Source organism: Burkholderia sp. MSMB1072, from assembly GCF_001524725.1.
Lineage (GTDB): Bacteria > Pseudomonadota > Gammaproteobacteria > Burkholderiales > Burkholderiaceae > Burkholderia.
The window spans coordinates 29,316-47,144 of record NZ_LOYC01000069.1 but is presented as its reverse complement, the minus strand read 5'-3'; the positions used below and the strand labels follow the sequence as shown (position 1 = coordinate 47,144).

Below are 17,829 nucleotides of genomic sequence, written 5' to 3'. Positions count from 1 at the left end.
TACGCCTGCACAGCACATCCCCCGAGCCGCGCTCATGCCGAGCGGGCGCTACCCGCGTCAACGTCGTCCGCCCTTCCCACCTCCCGCCAATCAAGGGCCGGAAGCAGATAGAAAATCCCGATGCCCCGGATTGAAACAAGCAATTTCACAACTTCAGGGTGAACCCGGATACTGGCAACACTCCACTCACCCCTGACGAAAAGGAATTGTCCAGATGCCGATCATCAACACCCAAATCAAGCCGTTCAAGGCAACCGCTTACCACAACGGCGAATTCGTGCCCGTTTCGGAAGAGAACTTCAAGGGCAAGTGGTCCGTCGTCGTGTTCTACCCGGCCGACTTCACGTTCGTCTGCCCGACCGAGCTGGGCGACCTCGCCGACCGCTACGCGGAATTCCAGAAGCTGGGTGTCGAAATCTACGGCGTGTCGACCGACACGCACTTCACGCACAAGGCATGGCACGACACGTCGGACACGATCGGCAAGATCAAGTACCCGATGATCGGCGACCCGACGCTCACGCTGTCGCGCAACTTCGACGTGCTGATCGAGGAAGAAGGGATGGCGCTGCGCGGCACGTTCGTGATCAACCCGGAAGGCGAGATCAAGCTGTGCGAAATCCACGACAACGGCATCGGCCGCGACGCGGGCGAACTGCTGCGCAAGGTGCAGGCGGCGCAATACATCGCGGCGCACCCGGGTGAAGTGTGCCCGGCCAAATGGACGCCGGGTGCGGAAACGCTGACCCCGTCGCTCGACCTGATCGGCAAGATCTGACGATCGCGCCGCGCGCCTCGCACGAGGCGCGCGACGGCGGGCCGCCGCATCCCGCGGCCCGCGCCCTCCTCCGGCACGACGTGCCCGACCAGCATCATCAATACGGAATCCGAAACGCCATGCTCGACGCCAATCTCAAGAACCAACTCAAAGCGTACCTCGAAAAAATCACGCGCCCGATCGAACTCGTCGCCTCGCTCGACGACAGCGCGAAATCGCAGGAACTGCTGGCGCTGCTGACCGAGATTGCGTCGCTGACGGATCGCGTGACCGTGGCCGAACGCCGCGACGACGCCGAGCGCAAGCCGTCGTTCTCGATCGGCGAGCCCGGCAAGCCGGCCGGCATCCGTTTCGCCGGCATTCCGATGGGCCATGAATTCACGTCGCTCGTGCTCGCGCTGCTGCAGACGGGCGGCCATCCGATCAAGCTCGACGACGACGTGATCGAACAGATTCGCGCGCTCGACGGCGACTACGCATTCGAAACGTATTTCTCGCTGTCGTGCCAGAACTGCCCGGAAGTCGTGCAGGCGCTGAACGTGATGTCGCTGATCAACCCGCGCATCCGCCACGTCGCGATCGACGGTGCGCTGTTCCAGGATGAAGTCGAGTCGCGCCAGATCATGGCCGTGCCGACGATGTTCCTGAACGGCGCGTCGTTCGGCCAGGGCCGCAGCAGCGTGAAGGAAATCCTCGCGAAGCTCGATACGGGCGCCGGCGAACGCGCGGCGAAGTCGCTCGAAAACAAGCCGGTGTTCGACACGCTGATCGTCGGCGGCGGCCCGGCAGGCGCGGCCGCGGCGATCTACTCGGCACGCAAGGGCATCGCGACGGGTGTGGTCGCCGAACGTTTCGGCGGCCAGGTGCTGGACACGATGGCGATCGAGAATTTCGTGTCGGTACAGGAAACCGAAGGGCCGAAGTTCGCGACCGCACTCGAACAGCACGTGAAGCAGTACGACGTCGACATCATGGACGTACAGCGCGCCGACGCGCTGATTCCGGGCGACGTGCACCAGATCCGCCTCGCGAACGGCGCGGTGCTGAAGGCGAAGACGATCGTCCTCGCGACCGGCGCACGCTGGCGCGAAATCAACGTGCCGGGCGAGCGCGAGTACCGCAACCGCGGCGTCGCGTACTGCCCGCACTGCGACGGCCCGCTGTTCAAGGGCAAGCGCGTCGCGGTGGTCGGCGGCGGCAACTCGGGCGTCGAGGCCGCGATCGACCTCGCGGGCATCGTGAAGGAAGTCACGCTGATCGAATACGGTGCGCAACTGCGCGCGGACGAAGTGCTGCAACGCAAGCTGCGCAGCCTGCCGAACGTGACGATCGTCACGCAGGCGCAGACGACCGAACTGACCGGCGACGGCAGCAAGCTGAACGGGCTCGTCTACAAGGATCTGCGCTCGGGTGAAACGAAGCGTGTCGAGCTCGAAGGCGTGTTCGTGCAGATCGGCCTCGTGCCGAACACCGAATGGCTGAAGGGCACGGTCGAACTGTCGAAGCACGGCGAGATCGTCGTCGATGCGCGCGGTGCGACGTCGGTGCCCGGCGTGTTCGCGGCCGGCGACGTGACGACGGTGCCGTTCAAGCAGATCGTGATCGCGGTCGGCGAAGGTGCGAAGGCGTCGCTCGGCGCGTTCGACCACCTGATCCGGCAGGACGTGGCGGCGCCGGCGGCGAGCGCGCAACCGCAGGCCGAAGAAGCGGTCGCCGCCTGACGCAGGCCGGCCCCACACATCGAAGTTTGTCTCTCTTGGCCCCGCATGCCTTGGTCGGCGTGCGGGGCCCTTTTTATGCCGAAGACGTGCGCGGTCACTTGGTCGCGGTCGGGCCACCGTCCGCCGGCGCAGGCGCCGTCGACTTGAAACTGCTCGACTGCCTGACCAGTTGCTCGGTCATCGCGGCCGCCACCGGATTCGCGCCGGACGACGAACCGCCCTGCCGGTACGAACCGGTGCTCGCCGGCATCGAGGATACCGGCGACATCGACGGCGGCGGCAACGACGGGTCGAGCTTCGCCGACTCCCTGACGAGCGCGGCCGTCTCTGGCGTTTCGGATTTCGTCGCGGCCGGCGGCGCGGCGGCGGCGTGGCGTTCGAGGCCGTCGCGCTTGCGCGGCGCGCGTTGCGTGACCTGCGCGGGCGCAGCCGACTGAGCGCGTTTGGCGGCCGGGGCGGGGGCCGGAGGCGAAGCCGGGGCCTGCGCCGATGGGGTCGAATCCTGCTCGTCGACCGTCACGACGTTGACCTTCGGCGGGGGTGCGACCGGCTTCGTTACCGGTTGCGGCTTGTCGCTGACGACCGGAACCGCCGGCGCAGCACCGACGCGCGCGGGGGCGGCCGGCGCGGGTGTGGGCGCGGAGGGAGGCGGCGCGGCCGCCGCCAGTTTCGGCGCAGTCGCTGCGGCCGGTGCCGGCGGCGCGATCGTGCCCTGTACCGCATGATCGTTGCCCGCGGGCGCCGCGGCAACCGGCGCAGCCGAATCGCCGATGCCGGCGTCTTCGATCGCACGGTGGTCCGCGCGCAGGAGCATCACGTACGCGGTGCCGGCCGCGGCGACCAGAAGCCCGCCGGCGATCATCATGGTTTTACGGGTACTCGTCATGCTTGCTCACCGATCATATCGACGTGAACAAGTCATCATACGCGGCCGACGTCCGTTGATCCCGTACGAATACAATTGGTTGCATTGATCACGGCGGCGGGCCATCGGCCCCGCGCGATGCCGCGCCGCACTATCGTCGGACAAGAAAAAAACGCCGCCCTTCGACCGTCAGATGCAGAAGATCGCGACCGCGATCCCGCCGAACAGCAGCCACTTGACGACGTAGTACACGGTGCGATTCCACGCCTTCAATCGCTTGCCGGCGCGGCGAATCGCATACAGGTACCTGAACGCGCGATTGAGCCCGCCCGTGCGATCGCCGGTTTCGTTCGGCGACGCGGCCGCGCGCATCAGCAGTTGCCCGAATGCATCGTTGACGCGCTGCGCCCAGCGATATTTCATCGGACGATCGATGTCGCAGAACAGGATCACGCGATCGTGTTCGGTGCGGTTTTCGGCCCAGTGCAGGTACGTCTCGTCGAACATCACGGCCTCGCCGTCGCGCCATGCATACGACTCGCCGTCGACGACGATCCGGCACGCGTCGTCGTTCGGCGTATCGAGCCCGAGATGGTAGCGCAGCGAGCCCGCATACGGATCGCGATGCAGCCCGAGCTTGCCGCCCGGCGGCAACTGCGCGAACATCGCCGCCTTGATCGACGGAATCCGCGACAGGATCTCGACCGAGCGCGGGCACAATGCCTGCGCGGACGGATGCGGCGCGTCGTACCACTTCAGGTAGAAACGCTTCCAGCCGTGGCGAAAGAACGAATTGAAGCCGATGTCGTTGTACTCGCCCGACGCCTTGATCCGGCTCGCGTCGCGCAATGCGAGCGCTTCGCGGCGAAACGTGCGCCATTCGCGCTGCAGCACCGCCAGCTCCGGAAAGCGATCCGTGTCGACGAACGGCGTGGTCGGCACCGACGAGAACGCGTACGAAAAGCAGTTCAGCGGTGCGGTAAAGGTCGAGTGGTCGGAAAGTTGCCTGAACAACCGGTGCCGAACCTTGCCGCGCCGATGCGTGTACACGACACACGCAATGAACACGATCAGCAGGACCCAGCGCATCGATATTTCCCCCGTGGTTCTTTGGCGAAATTCTAAAGACGGGGAAAATTTCCTGCATTGACGCCCAGGCGGGACGACGGGCAGCGGGACGACACGGCGCGAATGTCGATCGACCGAGGCCGAAACGCCGAAAAGCCCGCATATACGGGCTTTTCGGGCTATCCGCACGCGCACGCGGCATGCCGCCGACGCACGCGCCGGCGGCGATTATTCCGGAAACGGCAAATCAGTTTGTCCGTCTGCGCGCATACCGAACGTGTTGAGCGTCATCGCGACGAGCGCGTAATAGCCGAGCAGCGCGACGAGGTTCACCACGGTCTCGTGGCCGAAGCGCGCCCGTGCGCGTGCGAACGTCGCATCGCTCACGCGGCGCGTGTCGTACAGCTCGGTGGCGAACGCATGGATCAACGCGTCGTCGTCCGATTCGAAGGCCGGCGCGACGCCACGCCGGATCGCGTCGGCGGTTGCCGCCGGCAAGCCGGCATCGAGCGCGATCGGATGATGGATGTGCCACTCGGCCTGCGAGCGCCAACGCGCGGCCGTCACGAGAATCGCGAGTTCCGACAGGCGCAGCGGCAGCCCCGTGCGGTAGCGGCAGAACGCGCCGAGCTTCTGCGCGTGCTGGGCCAGTTCGGGGCTCGCGATCCAGCCGAGGAACGGCCCGTTCAGGTTGCCGCGCGGGCCGCTGAGGATGTCGGCGAGCACGGCCTTCTGTTCGTCGGTGGCCGATGCGGGATCGAAAGGAGGGAGTCTGTCCGTCATGATGAAAATTCGTTGAGATCGGGGTTCATGCGCCGGCCGACGCGAGCGCCGCGCCAATCGCGCCGGACAGCCGTTCGACGATCGTGTCGATCTGCTGCGCGGTGCAGACGAACGGCGGTGCGACCAGAATGTGGTCGCCGTGCACGCCGTCGATCGTGCCGCCCATCGGATACACCATCAACCCGCGCTGCATCGCTTCGCGCTTGACCGCCGCATGCAGCTTCAGCGCGGGATCGAACGTGGCCCTGGTGTCGCGATCGCGCACGAGCTCGATGCCGACGAACAGCCCGCGGCCGCGCACGTCGCCGACATGCGGATGCGCGCCGTAGTGCTCCCGCAACGACGCGCGCAACTGCTCGCCGCGTGCCTTCACGTTGTCGAGCAGCTTCTCTTCCGCGATCACGCGCTGCACTTCGAGCGCGGCCGCGCACGCGGTCGCATGGCCGAGGTAGGTATGACCGTGCTGGAAGAAGCCCGAGCCGTCGACGATCGTGCGATAGATGCGGTCGCTCACCAGCGTCGCCCCGATCGGCTGGTAGCCCGCGCCGAGCCCTTTCGCGATCGTCAGCAGATCGGGCGCGACGCCGTCTTCGTCGCACGCATACAGGTAACCCGTGCGCCCCATCCCCGACATGATCTCGTCGAGAATCAGCAGCACGCCGTACTTGTCGCACACCGCGCGAATCTTCTTCAGGTAGGTACGCACCGGCGGCACCGCGCCGGCCGTGGCACCCACCACCGTTTCCGCGACGAACGCCGCGACGTTTTCCGCGCCGAGTTCGACGATCTTGCGTTCGAGCTCGTCCGCGAGGCGCTGCGCGTACGCTTCGTCGGTTTCGCCCGCCAACTGGTCGCGGTATGCATAGCACGGGCTCACGTGATGCGCTTCGATCAGCAGCGGCAGGAACGGCTCGCGCCGCCACGCGTTGCCGCCGATCGCGAGCGCGCCGAGCGTGTTGCCGTGATAGCTCTGGCGACGGGCGATGAAATGACGCCGCTGCGGCTCGCCCTTCTCGACGAAATACTGGCGCGCGAGCTTCAGCGCGGCCTCGATCGCCTCGGAGCCGCCCGACACGAAATACACGTGCTCGAGCCCGGCCGGCGCGGCGTCGACGAGCCGGTCGGCCAACTCCTCGGCCACGTCCGTCGTGAAGAACGACGTATGCGCGTACGGCAGTTGCTGCACCTGCCGCTTGATCGCGTCGATCACGCGCGGGTTGCTGTGGCCGAGACACGATACGGCCGCACCGCCGCACGCGTCGATATAGCGTTTGCCGGTCGAATCGATGATCTCGATGCCGTCGCCTGCGACGGCAACGGGCAAGGTGGCGCGCGGGGCGCGATGGAAAACGGTCGTCATGCGTGGCCTCATGGATCAGGATGCGCGGTGTGCGCATCCGGACGGCACGATGCGCGTCGCGAAGCGCTGCGTGCCGTGTTGATGGACGGTGAAGTCGATCGCGGTGTCGCGAATCGCGAACACCGCGGTCGCCAGCGTGTTTTCGTCGTCGGGGTCGGCCGGATCGTCGCGATAGATCGGCAACCCTTCCGGCGCCCGATCGCCGAGCACGCGCAGCAGCGCGGTTTCGTCGATCGCGTCGATGCCGCGCGTGAGCGCGTCGACGCGCCGCTGGCGATCGCCGGACGATTGCGTGACGATCTGCGCTTCCGCATCGCAACCGGGATGCACCAGGTGATTCGCATGGCCCGCAAGCCGTGCGACGTCGACGACCGAACAGCGCGCGACGCTCGCCTCGATGCTCAGCAGCCGCGCATCGCCGGTCGCACCGAGCGTGTGATGAAAGCCGCTCGCGCGTGCATGCGTGCGCAGCACGCCGGCGGCTGCGTCGAGCGACGTCGCGTCGAGCACGGCGCGCGCAAGGATCATGCGCGGCACGCCCGGCGCCGGCGTGCGGATCCGCAGGTTGTTGATCGCCTGCGCGATGCCGGCGCGGTTCGCGGCGAACGTATGCCCCGGCAGCGAACCGGGGTAATAGAAACTGACGAATCCGGGCTTGCCGGCGGGTTGCACGTCGACGAGCAGGCAACGTTCGCGCAGGTACGGATCGCCGTCCTCGTTGTGCGCGATCCAGCGCGTGCCATCCGCGCCGCGCGCGGCGAGCGTCGTGCAGCCGTCCGGCGCGTTGTGAATCAGCTCGCCGCGGCAATTCCACAGAAAAATGTCCTCGGCCGGCCAGCCGATGCCCGCCGCGATCCCGTCCAGCTCCGCGACGAGATCGGGGTACGCGGCCAGCGCGGCCTGCCGCAGCGCATCGACGAACGGATGGCCGCGCCAGCGGCGCACGGCCTGCCATGCGCCGCTCTGCTGCATGTACGGATCGAACACGGGGCGGGCAAGCTCGCCGAGGCGCACGCCGATGTCGAACGGCGTGCCGGCGATGACGGGTGAAAGGGAAAGCGGCATGTCGGGTGTTTCGGTTTCGTTCAGGATACGTGCTTCAGGAATTCCTTCAGGCGCGGCGTCGGCGGCCGGTCGATCAGGTCGGCCGGATGGCCGTCCTCGGCAATGCCGCCCTGATCCATGAACAGCAGCCGCGTGCCGACCCGCTTCGCGAAGCCGATCTCGTGCGTGACGACGATCATCGTCATCCCTTCGGTCGCGAGATCCTGCATCACTTTCAGCACTTCGTGGCGCAATTCCGGATCGAGCGCCGACGTCGGCTCGTCGAACAGCATCAGCCGCGGCCGGATCGCGAGCGCACGCGCGATCGCGACGCGCTGCTGCTGGCCGCCCGACAGCTCCGACGGGTAATGATTCGCGCGCGATTCGAGGCCGACCTTGTCGAGCAGCGCCATCGCCTGGTCGCGCGCGTCGGCGCGCGACGCGCCGCGCACCTGCATCGGCCCGAACATCACGTTCTCGAGCGCGGTCATTTGCGGAAACAGGTTGAACTGCTGGAACACCATGCCGGCTTCGAGCCGGATGTTGCGGATCGTCGCCGCGTTGCCGCGCACGCTCTGGCCATCCACCAGCAGCTCGCCGCCGGTGATCTTCTCGAGCGCGTTGATACAGCGCAGCATCGTCGATTTACCCGAGCCCGACGGGCCGACCACGACGACCACCTCGCCCGCGTCGATCTTCAGGTCGATGTTCTTCAGCACCGGCACATGGCCGAAGCTCTTCGACACGTTCTGGAATTCGATCATGCTCATAAGATTTTCATCCGCTTTTCGACGAGCCGAAGCGTCAACGTCATCGCACCGGTCAGTATCAGGTAGATGACCGCCACCGCACTCCAGATCTCGACCGCCTGGAAATTACCGGCGATGATTTCCTGCCCCTTGCGCGTCAGCTCGCCCACGCCGATCACGATGAACAGCGATGTGTCCTTCAGGCTCACGATGCACTGGTTGCCGAGCGGCGGAATCAGCCGACGGAACGCCAGCGGCCCGACGATCTTCAACAGCACGCGCGGCATCGACAGCCCCATCGCGAGCCCCGCTTCCGTCAGCCCCTTCGGGATCGACAGCAGCGCGCCGCGCACCACTTCCGCGAGATACGCGCCGGAATTCACCGTGATCGCGATGATCGCGGCCGTCAGGCCGTCGATGCGGATATGCGCGAGCAGCGGCAGGGCGAAATACAGGAACATCACCTGCACGACGATCGGCGTGCCGCGGATCAATTCAATATAGACCTGTGCGAGCACGTTCATCGCCTTCGGTCCGTATGCGCGGAACATGCCCGCGATCATCCCGACGACGAAGCCGCCCACCAGCCCGAAAAATGCGATGAACACCGTCAACCGGACCCCGTCCATCAGGTCCGGCAACGCCGCCCAGATCGCCGACCAATCGAAATTCACTTGTCGCTCCCCGTTCGATTCAAGACCCGCGCGGCCCCGGGGCCGCGCGCCGATGCGCCGTCACGCTCACATCTTCGGCGGCTCGGCACCGAACCACTTCTTGTAGATCTGCGCGTAGCGGCCGTCGGCCTTGATCTTCACGAGCGACGCGTTGACCTTCGGCACGAGCGCGCTGCCCTTCGGGAAGCCGATCCCGTACTTGTCGCCGCTGACCGGCTGGCCGGCGACCTTCACCTTGCCCTTGCCTTCGTTGTTCACGAAGAACAGCACGTTCGGCGTGTCGTGCATCGCCGCGTCGACGCGGCCCGCTTCGAGCGCGAGGTAAGCCTGGTCGATGTTCGGGAACTGGCGGACCTCCTTCGGCTTCAGGTGCGCCTTGATCCAGTCGATCGTCGCGGTGCCCGTCTTCGCGGCGATCACCTTGCCGTTCAGGTCGTCGATCGACTTGATCGACGTGTCGCCGGCCTGCACCATCGCGGCGAGCCCGCTGTCGTAGTAAGGCGCGGAGAAATCGATCGCTTTCTTGCGCTCTTCCTTGATCGTCATCCCTGACAGCGCGACGTCGATGTTCTGCGTCTGCAGCGCCGGAATCAGGCCCGCGAAATCCATCGGCTGGATCGTGTATTTCCAGCCCTGGTCCTTCGCGATCTCGGCCCACAGGTCGAGATCGAAGCCGACGTACTTGTCGCCCTGCTTGAACTCGAACGGCATGAACGACGTATCGGTCCCGACGACGAGCGTCTTGGTGTCCGCGTGCGCGAGGCTGGCGCCGAGTGCGGCGACGACCGCGACGGCTTTCAGGAAGGAACGGCGACTCATGGATTCTCTCCGCATGATTGAGCGATGTGACCGGCCAACGGGCCGGCGGAACGACGACATCGAGTCGCACCGCAACATGCGATGTCTAATTAGACATTAGTGCAACAAGTGTTGTCAATGGCGATACTACGACACCAAAAAAGTCCGCAACAGATAAATGCATCGAGACAAACCCGGGCCGCGCGGCGCGGATAGATCGGAGGAAAGCGGGAGGATGGCGGAGCAGAATGCCCCGCCGGATCGTGGCGCGCCGGCGGATGGCGGCGCGGAGCGGAAGATGGCGCGCCGTGCCGGAATGGCCGTGCGCGTCACGCCGGCAACCGCCGGCTCGACTCAATGCAGGTGGCGCAACGCTCGGGCAATGGCCAACGGGCAACGCGCCGATGCCGCACCGCTCACGCCGCGACCCCGCTCGCCTGATGCGACACGAGCCGCGCATACGCGCCCTGCCGCGCCATCAGGTCCGCATGGCGCCCGGCCTCGATCACCGTGCCCTGCTCCATCACGAGGATCAGGTCGGCATGGCGCACGGTCGACAGACGGTGCGCGATGACGATCGACGTGCGCTGCGCCATCAGGTCCTCCAGCGCCGCGCGGATCTGCTGCTCGCTGATCGTGTCCAGGTGCGACGTCGCCTCGTCGAGGATCAGCACCGGCGCATCCTTCAGGAAGGCGCGCGCGATCGCCACGCGCTGGCGCTGGCCGCCCGACAACTGCACGCCGCGCTCGCCGACGCGCGTCGCGAGCCCGTCGGGCAGCCGCGCGACGAAGTCGCCGAGCGCGGCGTGATCGATCGCGCGCCGCACGTCCGCGTCGGATGCGTCGTTCGCAGCGAGCCGGATGTTCGCTTCGAGCGTGTCGTTGAACAGGTAGGTATCCTGCGCAACGAGCGCGATGTGCTGCCGCAGGTCGTCGAGCCGCAGGTCGCGCAGGTCGACGCCGCCGAGCGTCACGCGGCCCTGCTGCGGATCCCAGAAGCGCAGCAGCAGGCTCGCGACGGTCGACTTGCCCGCGCCCGATGCGCCGACCAGCGCGACCGTGCTGCCGGGCGGCGCCTCGAAACTCACGCGATCGATCGCGGGCACGCTGCGCCCCGGATACGTGAACGACGCCGCCTCGAACCGCACCGTCGCATCGCCGGGCATCGCGTGCGCGCCGTCGGTCACCGTCACGGGTTCCTTCTCCAGCGCGCGCAAGCGTCGCGTCGAGGCGATCGTGTCGGCAAGCTGGCGCGCGACCTGGCCGATTTCGGCCACCGGCATGAACGCAGCCACCGCGACCAGCACCAATAGCGGCAACGACTCGCGCGGGAACCCGCCGCGTGCGCACAACCACGCGCCGAGCGCCGCGACCGCCAGCCCGCCCAGCCCGCTCGCGACTTCCAGCGCGGCGCTTTGCGACGACAGATCGTCGAGCAGCTTCGCGCGCTGCCGGCGGTACGCATCGACCTCGGCCACGAACGCTGCGCGCCGGCGCGCGATCGCCTGGAACGCGGTCAGTTCCGCGAGTCCCTGGATCATTTCGGTCAGGTGCGCACCGAGCTGGCCGAGCGCTTCGCGCGCACCGGTTCCGAGCCGGTCGACGTCGCGTCGCGCCAGCACGGGTGCGAGCCCCGCCCACAGCAGGAACGGCAACAGCACGAGCGCGAGCGGCCACGCCACCGACGCGAGCAACGCCAGCACACAGGTCGGCACGAGCACCGCGACGAATGCCGGCGCCAGCGTATGCGCGTAGAAATATTCGACGGTCTCGACGTCCTGCGTCGCGAGCGACACGAGATCGCCGGAACGGCGACGCAGCAGCCCGGCCGGCGCGAGCCGTTCGAGCGTCGCGAACAGCGCGATGCGCATTTCCGCGAGCAGCCGGTACGCCATGTCGTGCGCGAGCCAGGATTCGAGCCAGTGCAGCACGGCCGCGACCGGCGCGATCGCGAGCAGCGCGACCACGAGCCCGCTGCCGACATGCCCCGTCGGCACCGCGCCGACCACCCGTGCGCCGATCACACCGACGCCGATGAATGCGAGCACGCGGCCGATTCCGAACAGCACGGTCAGCACCACCTTGGTCTTCCACGGACGCACGAAGCGCAGCAACGTCTGCAACGTTTCCGGCCAGCCGATCGTCGCCGCATCGTCGTTCAGCGGCCGCACTTGCGGGCCCGACGACGCGCGCGCGCTCGCACCGGCCGCCGCCGTCGCGCCGACGGATTCGGCGACCGCTTCCAGTTGCGGCCCCATCAGCCGTCGATACGGGCCGTCGCGCGCGATCAGCGCCGCATGCGTCCCTTCGTCGACCACCCGCCCCTGATCGAGCACCAGGATACGATCGGCGCCGATCACGCTGGACAGCCGGTGCGCGAGCACGAGCGTCGTCCGTCCGTGCGTGAGCCGGTCGAGCGCCTGCTGGATCAGCGCTTCGTTTTCCGCATCGACCGACGACAGCGCCTCGTCGAGCAACAGGATCGGCGCATCGCGCAGCAGCGCGCGGGCAATCGCGATGCGCTGGCGCTGGCCGCCCGACAGCATGAGCCCACGTTCGCCGATGCGCGTCGCGTAGCCGTCGGGCAGCGCCGAGATGAAATCGTGCGCGTTGGCCGCGCGCGCGGCCGCGATCATGTCCGCGTCGCTGGCGTCCGGGCGGCCGAGCCGCAGGTTGTCGGCGACGCTGCCGTCGAACAGCGTCGCATCCTGCGCGACGACCGCGATCATGTCGCGCACCTGGTCGACAGAGAGCGTACGCACGTCGTGGCCGCCGATCCGGACCGCACCGCCCTGCGCGTCGTGCTGGCGCAGCAGCAGGCGCACGATGGTCGACTTGCCGGCCCCGCTCGGCCCGACGATCGCCACCGTCTCGCCCTCGCGCACCGAGAAACTCAGCGCCGCATGGGCATCCGCGCGGCGGCCCGGATACGCGAAGCTGACGTCGTCGAACGCGATCTCCGGCCGCAGGCCCGCCACCCGCGGCGCGTCGGCGGCCGGCGCCTGACTGCCCGCGTCGAGCAGCGCATGGATCGCATGCGCCGCGGACTGGCCGATCATCCCCTGATGCAGCACCGCACGCAGGTCGCGCAGCGGGCGGAAGATCTCGCTGCCGGCCATCAGCACGATCAGCAGCGCTTCAACGCTCATGTCGCCGTGCTGCACGCGCCACGCGCCCACCGCGATCGCCGCGGCCGCGCCGAGGCCGGTGCCGAGATCGGTGAAGAACCGCGTCAGCAGGCCGAGCGCGAGCACCCAGAACGTGCTGTCCGACAGTGCGCGCGCCTTCGCGGCCAGCTTCGCGCCGAACGCGGTGCTCTGCCCGAACGCCTTCAACGTCGGCAGGCCCTGCACCGCGTCGAGAAACTCCTCGCCGAATGCCTTGAACGCGGCCGAACGGGCGAGCGCCGCACGCTTGTCGGCGCGATGCACGAGCTGCGGCAGCGCCAGCGTGACGAGCGCCGCGACCAGCAGGATCGCGGCCGTCGGCACGTCCCACCACGCGAGCACCGCGAAGATCATGAGCGGCGCGCACGCGGCGATCACGAGCTGCGGCAGGTAAACGCCGAAGAAGGTCTGCAGCTGCTCGACGCCGTCGACGACGGCCAGCATGACGCCGCCCGTGCGTTCGCCGTTGAACCATGCGGGGCCGAGCGCGGCGATCCGGTCGAACAGCCGCGCGCGCAGCGTCGCCTGCACGCGGCCCGCCGTATGCTGCGCGAGCACCGTGCGGCGATGATCGAGCCAGGCACGCAGCAGCACGCAAGCCGCCGTTGCAACGACGGCCTCGCCGATGTCGCGCGCCGGCGCGCCGGAAAAAACCAGCGCCAGCACGCGACCGAGAAATACGAAGCGCAGGATGCCGACACCCATCGCGAGCAACCCGAGCGCGACGGCCGCCGCCACCCGCCAGCGCAGCCCCGCCGTCATGGCCCATAGTCGTCGGTCGAAATACATGAAGCCCTCCAGTCGGTGTTTCGTTGCGTTTTTCTTGACCGGATCGAGGCTACCTGCGCCGCCCGCGCGCGGCAAAAGATGATTTTTCAACGGGTGTTGAGTCAACTACAATACCCCGCATGTCGCACCTTCCTCCCCTCAGCGCACTGCGTGCTTTCGAGGCGACCGTTCGCCTCGGCGGGTTCGCGCGCGCGGCGGTCGAGCTGAACGTGTCGACCAGCGCGGTCAGCCATCAGATCCGCTCGCTCGAGGAATCGCTCGGTGCGCGGCTGCTCGAACGCAGCACGGGGCTCGGCGGCATCAGCCTCACGCCGGCCGGTGCGCGCCTGCTGCCGGCCGTCGGCGAGGCGCTGTCACGTCTCACCGACGCGTGCGCCGAGATTCGCGGCACCGCGCAACGGCTCACCGTCTCCGCCAACGCGCCGTTTTCGTCGATGTGGCTCGCGCGCCGGCTGGCGGAATTCTCGTCGCTTCATCCCGACACCCCGCTGCACGCGGTCGTGCTCGACGACGAGCCGGATTTCGCGCGCAGCGGCGTCGATCTGGCGATCGTGCACGTGCCCGCGCACCGGCTGCGGGCCGACGACGACGTGCTGATGCGGGAAACCGTGTTTCCGGTGTGCAGCCCCGAACTGTTTCCGTACGCATCGGGATACGTATGCCGCTCGCGGCTGCTGCAGGAGATGCACGAGGACAACCCCGAGATCGACTGGCGCAACTGGGCATCGGAATTCGGCCTGCCGGGTGACTTCGAGACGAAGATCGTCCGTTACAGCAGTTTCAGCCAGGTAATCGGCGCGGCCGTCGGCGGCGCGGGCATCGCGCTCGGCCGCGTGCCGCTGATCGAGCCCGAACTGCGCAGCGGGCGCCTGGTGCCGCTGGTGCCGGGCCTCGCACGCGACGCGTCGTGGCGCTTCGTGCTGCGCCGCCATCCGTCGACGCGGCACCGGCTGCTCGATCCGTTGATCGCGTTCCTGCGCAGCGAAGCGGACGCACCGCCGTTCGTCTCGAAAATGGTTGCGCCCGCATCCAACGATAGTCACGCGCGAGGCACGAGCGGCGCCTGACGGGCCGGCATGCAAGGCCGGCCTCGCGTCGCCCGGCGGCCGCTTACGGCGTCGCGAAGAACAGCGCGACGACGCACGCCATCCCGCCGAACCACACGAGCGAACGCAGCGACGCCCAGTTCAGCAGGTACATCAGCGCATAGACGATACGGATCGCGACGAACGCGATCGCGAGCTGATCGACGCGATGCACGTTCGCGCCGTTGTGCCATGCCACCACCAGCGCGGCCGTGAACAGCGCAAGCGCTTCCCACGCATTCTGATGAGCGGCCTGGGCGCGTGCGCGCCAGCCTTCGAGCTTCGCCAGGTACTCGCGCGGCGCGCGGTTGTCGTAACCCTTGCGGGCCTTGGCGAGAAACGTCATCGGGAACGGCAACAACGCGACGATGAGCAGGCACAGCTGGGACGTCGTCATCCAGGTCTCCTCCATTATGATTACATTGAACAATGACAAGATCGCCAAGAGCTTAGCATCGCGCCGTGCCGTTCGCGCACCGGTTTTCTAGACGGGAGACTCGGCCGCGCAGGCCGCCGGCGACGAGCCCGGCCCGCTACGACACCAAAATTTCCACCAAATCGTCGACAAATACGTTAATTAAAACTGGTCGAACACCAATAAGATAGCGCTCAACACTGGCTTGGCACGCGAGCGCGCCAAGCCCGCCGTTTCCCTCCGCGCCGCCGCGCGCCGAACGACATCCGACCCGAGCCCTTGCCATGCCCCGTCCCATCGTCGCCCATATCCGCCCGGACGCCGTCCGCCACAACCTCGACTTCATCCGCCGCACCGCTGCGCAATCGCGCGTGTGGGCCGTGATCAAGGCCAACGGATACGGCCACGGCATCGAACGGATTTACCCGGGCCTCGCGGCCGCCGACGGCATCGCGCTGCTCGATCTCGACGAAGCCGTGCGCGTGCGCGAGCTGGGCTGGGACAAGCCCGTGCTGCTGCTCGAAGGGATCTTCGAGCCGGCCGACGTCGAGCTGGCCGATCGCCACCGGCTGACGGTCGCCGTGCACTGCGACGAACAGCTCGACCTGCTGATCGCCGCGAAGCCGCGTCAGCCGATCGACATCCAGCTGAAGATGAATTCCGGCATGAACCGGCTCGGCTACCGGCCGGCCGCGTTCCGCGCCGCCTGGGAGCGCGCGGCGCGCGCGCCGTCGATCGGCAAGATCACGCTGATGATGCATTTCGCGAACGCCGACGAAGGCGAGGTCGACTGGCAGCTCGAGCAGTTCGACGCGACCACGGCCGGGATTCCGGGCGAGCGCTCGGTATCGAATTCGGCGGCGGTGCTGTGGCACCCGCACGCGCACCGCGACTGGGTGCGCCCCGGCACGATCCTGTACGGCGCTTCGCCGACGGGTGCGTCGCGCCATATCGCCGACACGCCGCTGACGGCCGCGATGACGCTGACCAGCCGGATCATCGGCGTGCAGACGCTCGCCCCCGGAGAGACCGTCGGCTACGGCCGGCGCTTCACGGCCGACCAGCCGATGCGGACCGGCGTCGTCGCGTGCGGCTACGCGGACGGCTATCCGCGCCATGCGCCGACCGGCACGCCGATCGCCGTGGACGGCGTGATGACGCGCGTCGTCGGCCGCGTGTCGATGGACATGCTGACCGTCGACCTGACGCCGTGTCCGAACGCGGGCATCGGGTCGAGCGTCGAGCTGTGGGGCGACCAGGTGAAGGTGGACGACGTCGCGGAAGCCAGCGGCACGATCGGCTACGAGCTGATGTGCGCGCTCGCGCGCCGCGTGCCGGTGGCGATCGTGCCCCCCGGCGCGTCGAGCATGCAGCCGGTGCCGCGGACCGGCAGCCACGGGCGCTGACCGGCGGCGGTTCGGCGATACGCGACCGCGCGCCGCACCTGTCGCGCTACGTACCGGCGGCCCGCCCACGCGCACCGGCGACGACGCGGGACGTCGTTGCGCGTCGTGCAACGACGGGCGCCGATGCGCTCCCCGCGCGCTTGCGCCGATGCGTCACGAGCGCCACGTCGGCTTCCGCTTGTCGAGGAACGCGTCGATGCCCTCGCCCGCATCCTCTTCCATCATGTTGCGCGCCATCACGTCGCCCGCGTACGCATACGCCTCGTCGAGCGGCAACTCGCGCTGACGATAGAACATCTGCTTGCCGATCCGCACCGCGGCCGGGCTCTTCGCGACGATCTCCGCGACCTTGCGCGCGACGGCCGCATCGAGCGCGTCCTCGGGCACGGCTTCGTTGACGAGCCCCCACGCGGCGGCCGTCGCCGCATCGACGAAGCGCCCGGTCATCAGCATGTCGAACGCGCGCTTGGCCGCGACGTTGCGGCTCAGCGCGACGGCCGGCGTCGAGCAGAACAGCCCGACGTCGATGCCCGACACCGCGAAGCGCGCGGTATCGGCCGCGATCGCGAGGTCGCACGCGGCGACGAGCTGGCAGCCGGCCGCCGTCGCGATGCCGTGCACGCGCGCGATCACCGGCACCGGCAACGCGCGCATCGCGAGCATCACGCGGCTGCACTGCGCGAACAGCGTGCGGTAGTAGTCGAGTTCGGGCTTGCTGCGCATCTGCCGCAAGTCGTGGCCGGCGCAGAACGCCTTGCCTTCGGCGGCCAGCACGACGCAGCGCACGTGCGGATCGGCAGCCAGCGTATCGAACGCATCGTGCAGGGCCGAGAGCAACGCTTCGGACAACGCGTTGAACTGCTGCGGGCGATTCAGGCGCAGCGTGACGACGCCGTCGTGCGTGTCGCGCAGCAGGATCGGCTCGGCGGTCTGTTGATCGGGTTCCATGGGGCTCCGCTGGACGGGGTTCGACAGGTTGCGCGGCGAGGCGAACGCGTGACCATCGCGCCCGCCCGCTCGCGGCATGACGAGGAAATGGTCCTCCACATTCCGCGGCGCGTCCAGCCGCGCCGCCGCATGCGCGTGCGCCGCGGCCTGCCCGCCACTGCGCCACGCCCCTGCCGCTC

15 protein-coding genes are annotated in these 17,829 nt (G+C 68.0%); 4 read left to right on the top strand and 11 right to left on the bottom strand.

Annotation, left to right across the window (positions count from 1 at the left end; all coding sequences use genetic code 11):
- Positions 1-214 precede the first annotated feature (214 nt).
- Together ahpC and ahpF are read left to right on the top strand one after the other, a co-directional pair.
- Positions 215-778: an alkyl hydroperoxide reductase subunit C gene (ahpC, locus tag WS89_RS29805; protein ID WP_034179823.1), complete on the top strand. Its 564-nt coding sequence runs from the start codon at positions 215-217 to the stop codon at positions 776-778.
- Positions 779-897: 119 nt separating this feature from the next.
- Positions 898-2,499, top strand: coding sequence for an alkyl hydroperoxide reductase subunit F (ahpF, locus tag WS89_RS29800; protein WP_059500774.1), 1,602 nt, complete (start codon positions 898-900; stop codon positions 2,497-2,499).
- Positions 2,500-2,593: 94 nt separating this feature from the next.
- Here ahpF and WS89_RS29795 read toward each other — a convergent pair whose 3' ends face one another.
- The 9 genes from WS89_RS29795 to WS89_RS29755 form a co-directional block, all read right to left on the bottom strand.
- Positions 2,594-3,385: a hypothetical protein gene (locus WS89_RS29795; protein ID WP_059795665.1), complete on the bottom strand. Its 792-nt coding sequence runs from the start codon at positions 3,383-3,385 to the stop codon at positions 2,594-2,596.
- Positions 3,386-3,553: 168 nt separating this feature from the next.
- Positions 3,554-4,453: a lipid A hydroxylase LpxO gene (gene lpxO / locus WS89_RS29790; RefSeq protein ID WP_059500776.1), complete on the bottom strand. Its 900-nt coding sequence runs from the start codon at positions 4,451-4,453 to the stop codon at positions 3,554-3,556.
- Between the two features lie 207 nt (positions 4,454-4,660).
- Positions 4,661-5,215, bottom strand: a complete 555-nt coding sequence (locus WS89_RS29785; protein WP_059795664.1) for a carboxymuconolactone decarboxylase family protein — start codon at positions 5,213-5,215, stop codon at positions 4,661-4,663.
- Positions 5,216-5,240: 25 nt separating this feature from the next.
- Positions 5,241-6,575, bottom strand: coding sequence for an aspartate aminotransferase family protein (locus WS89_RS29780; RefSeq protein ID WP_059795662.1), 1,335 nt, complete (start codon positions 6,573-6,575; stop codon positions 5,241-5,243).
- A 15-nt stretch (positions 6,576-6,590) separates the two neighbouring features.
- Positions 6,591-7,640 (bottom strand): C45 family autoproteolytic acyltransferase/hydolase, encoded by a 1,050-nt coding sequence (locus WS89_RS29775; protein WP_059795661.1) that lies wholly within the window; start codon positions 7,638-7,640, stop codon positions 6,591-6,593.
- Between the two features lie 20 nt (positions 7,641-7,660).
- Positions 7,661-8,389: a glutamine ABC transporter ATP-binding protein GlnQ gene (glnQ, locus tag WS89_RS29770; protein WP_034205076.1), complete on the bottom strand. Its 729-nt coding sequence runs from the start codon at positions 8,387-8,389 to the stop codon at positions 7,661-7,663.
- The gene (glnP, locus tag WS89_RS29765) at positions 8,386-9,042 is read right to left on the bottom strand and encodes a glutamine ABC transporter permease GlnP (protein WP_059500780.1); all 657 of its coding nucleotides are present in this window, start codon (positions 9,040-9,042) and stop codon (positions 8,386-8,388) included. Before glnP ends, glnQ begins: the two co-directional genes overlap by 4 nt.
- A 66-nt stretch (positions 9,043-9,108) precedes the next feature.
- On the bottom strand, positions 9,109-9,861 hold the full coding sequence (gene glnH / locus WS89_RS29760) for a glutamine ABC transporter substrate-binding protein GlnH (RefSeq protein WP_034205078.1): 753 nt from the start codon (positions 9,859-9,861) through the stop codon (positions 9,109-9,111).
- Between the two features lie 395 nt (positions 9,862-10,256).
- A complete protein-coding gene (locus WS89_RS29755) occupies positions 10,257-13,796 on the bottom strand; it encodes an ABC transporter ATP-binding protein (RefSeq protein WP_059795690.1) in 3,540 nt (1,179 codons plus the stop codon).
- Between the two features lie 119 nt (positions 13,797-13,915).
- Between WS89_RS29755 and WS89_RS29750 the strand changes: the two genes are divergently transcribed.
- Complete coding sequence (locus WS89_RS29750) at positions 13,916-14,863, top strand: LysR family transcriptional regulator (RefSeq protein ID WP_059500782.1); 948 nt, start codon at positions 13,916-13,918, stop codon at positions 14,861-14,863.
- A gap of 43 nt (positions 14,864-14,906) precedes the next feature.
- On the opposite strand, the gene WS89_RS29745 is transcribed toward WS89_RS29750, so the two are convergent.
- The gene (locus tag WS89_RS29745; RefSeq protein WP_059795688.1) at positions 14,907-15,278 is read right to left on the bottom strand and encodes an MAPEG family protein; all 372 of its coding nucleotides are present in this window, start codon (positions 15,276-15,278) and stop codon (positions 14,907-14,909) included.
- A 302-nt stretch (positions 15,279-15,580) separates the two neighbouring features.
- Here WS89_RS29745 and alr point away from each other — a divergent pair, with 302 nt between their 5' ends.
- Positions 15,581-16,702, top strand: a complete 1,122-nt coding sequence (gene alr, locus WS89_RS29740; RefSeq protein ID WP_059795659.1) for an alanine racemase — start codon at positions 15,581-15,583, stop codon at positions 16,700-16,702.
- A 153-nt stretch (positions 16,703-16,855) separates the two neighbouring features.
- On the opposite strand, the gene WS89_RS29735 is transcribed toward alr, so the two are convergent.
- A complete protein-coding gene (locus tag WS89_RS29735; RefSeq protein ID WP_059500881.1) occupies positions 16,856-17,650 on the bottom strand; it encodes an enoyl-CoA hydratase in 795 nt (264 codons plus the stop codon).
- Between the last annotated feature and the right edge of the window lie 179 nt (positions 17,651-17,829).

Coding starts and splice junctions, on each gene's coding strand:
- ahpC (WP_034179823.1), top strand. CDS start 215: ATGCCGATCATCAACACCCAAATCAAGCCGTTCAAGGCAACCGCTTAC.
- ahpF (WP_059500774.1), top strand. CDS start 898: ATGCTCGACGCCAATCTCAAGAACCAACTCAAAGCGTACCTCGAAAAA.
- WS89_RS29795 (WP_059795665.1), bottom strand. CDS start 3,385: ATGACGAGTACCCGTAAAACCATGATGATCGCCGGCGGGCTTCTGGTC.
- lpxO (WP_059500776.1), bottom strand. CDS start 4,453: ATGCGCTGGGTCCTGCTGATCGTGTTCATTGCGTGTGTCGTGTACACG.
- WS89_RS29785 (WP_059795664.1), bottom strand. CDS start 5,215: ATGACGGACAGACTCCCTCCTTTCGATCCCGCATCGGCCACCGACGAA.
- WS89_RS29780 (WP_059795662.1), bottom strand. CDS start 6,575: ATGACGACCGTTTTCCATCGCGCCCCGCGCGCCACCTTGCCCGTTGCC.
- WS89_RS29775 (WP_059795661.1), bottom strand. CDS start 7,640: ATGCCGCTTTCCCTTTCACCCGTCATCGCCGGCACGCCGTTCGACATC.
- glnQ (WP_034205076.1), bottom strand. CDS start 8,389: ATGAGCATGATCGAATTCCAGAACGTGTCGAAGAGCTTCGGCCATGTG.
- glnH (WP_034205078.1), bottom strand. CDS start 9,861: ATGAGTCGCCGTTCCTTCCTGAAAGCCGTCGCGGTCGTCGCCGCACTC.
- WS89_RS29755 (WP_059795690.1), bottom strand. CDS start 13,796: ATGTATTTCGACCGACGACTATGGGCCATGACGGCGGGGCTGCGCTGG.
- WS89_RS29750 (WP_059500782.1), top strand. CDS start 13,916: ATGTCGCACCTTCCTCCCCTCAGCGCACTGCGTGCTTTCGAGGCGACC.
- WS89_RS29745 (WP_059795688.1), bottom strand. CDS start 15,278: ATGACGACGTCCCAGCTGTGCCTGCTCATCGTCGCGTTGTTGCCGTTC.
- alr (WP_059795659.1), top strand. CDS start 15,581: ATGCCCCGTCCCATCGTCGCCCATATCCGCCCGGACGCCGTCCGCCAC.
- WS89_RS29735 (WP_059500881.1), bottom strand. CDS start 17,650: ATGGAACCCGATCAACAGACCGCCGAGCCGATCCTGCTGCGCGACACG.